A 1,570-nucleotide genomic window follows, 5' to 3' on the forward strand; every position below is an offset into this window, starting at 1 on the left:
TCAAGCTAGTGCTGTAGGGAGCGGTTAGCGATAGCGTAACCCCACAAAAGCCTCACGCTTTGTTGGGTTTCGTTGCCTCAACCCAACCTACGCCATGATCTAAAGTCAGTCAACCAGGGGAAATTGCTTATCCTTTTGCCTCTTGCCTTTTGCCTCTTGCCTACTCCCGACTCCCGACTCCCTACTGCCTACTTAAGGCTTCACAAAGAACCTGATCATACTGTTTAGCAATCACTTCAGGAGTAAAATTCTCTAGTAAATACTCACGACCAGCCTGACCTAGGGAGTTTACTAACTCCTGATTAGCGGCCAGAGAGCGGATATAGTCAGCCAGACCTTGGCTGTCTCCATTCACGAAGCTGGCACCGCACTTAGCCTTGGCAATCAGCTCAGTTAAGTACGCTTGAGGAGAGCAAATTACCGCCACGGGAACCCCAGCAGCTAACGCAGAGTAGAGTTTGCTAGGAGCCACTAAGCTTTCCATACCAGGAATCACACTTACTAAGGAGAGATCGCAAGCGGTTAATGAGTAAGGCAGCACGTCTTTGTCTTGGTAGGGCAAAAACCGAAAATTAGTTAAACCTAAGCGCTTCACGTCCTCGATTAAGGCTTCTCGCTTCGCACCACTACCAATACAGACAAACTGAATCGGTTCGTCTTTCAGTAATTTAGCAGTCTCAAGAATCGTATCAATATCATGGCAGCGCCCCATATTACCAGAGTAAAGCACCGTAAACTTATTCACTAAGTTGTGCTTCTGGGCAAACCAGTTATCTGGCTTGGGAAGTGGCACAATCACATCTGGGTTAGCCCAACTGTGAATCACTGCAACCTTGTTAGCTAGTTTAGGACAAGTATCTATCACTCGTTGCTTCATGGCTGAACTGAGGACAATAATTGCCTCCGCTTTACGCCAAACCCGACGATTGAGACCTCTCCAAAATCGAGCCAAGGGATGATCGTGACCAATGACTCCTAACTCCACAGCAATGTCTGGATAAAAATCGTAAATTAGGCAAACATAGCGCATACCAAAAATCCTACGAGCCAGGTAGGCAACCACAGGGAAAAACGGTGGCGCAGTCGTTAATAACACCAAATTACGACGACGATAGTTTTTAACTAAGTGCAAGAAAGCTCGCACAGCAAAAATTAAGCCATTGACAGCCTTGCCACGAATCCGCTGAGGCCAAAGTTGAGCCGCACGCGATCGCTTAATTTGTACTTTTCCCAATTTTTCATACATTGGTGCAGTGGCAGTCTCAAAAGCATAGCCTGGTTGCCCAGTAAACACCTTAATATCCATCCCTTGTTTGCCCAATTGCATCACCAACTCTTGAATTAGCTGGCCAGTCGCAGCATAGTCAGGAGGGAAAAACTGAGTTAGTACAGACAGCCGCAGAGACTGGTCACTAACTGTATTTGTTGGTAACCAGTCTTTAATTGGGTTTGATGTTTTTAGTTGTTTAAGTAAAATCATAGCTCCACTGATAGTCTTTTCAATTGGTTGAAGTACTTTTGTTTTAGGGAGCAGGGAACAGGGAGTAGGGAGTAGGAAGTAGGGAATCGA

The 1,570-nt window shown here is 46.0% G+C and carries 1 protein-coding gene; it reads right to left on the reverse strand.

The annotated features are described in order from the left end of the window. Window positions 1-181 precede the first annotated feature (181 nt). On the reverse strand, window positions 182-1,567 hold the full coding sequence (locus F6K20_RS37885; RefSeq protein WP_287298313.1) for a glycosyltransferase family 4 protein: 1,386 nt from the start codon (window positions 1,565-1,567) through the stop codon (window positions 182-184). Window positions 1,568-1,570 lie beyond the last annotated feature (3 nt).

The organism is Moorena sp. SIO2C4 (assembly GCF_010672485.1).
Taxonomy (GTDB): domain Bacteria; phylum Cyanobacteriota; class Cyanobacteriia; order Cyanobacteriales; family Coleofasciculaceae; genus Moorena; species Moorena producens.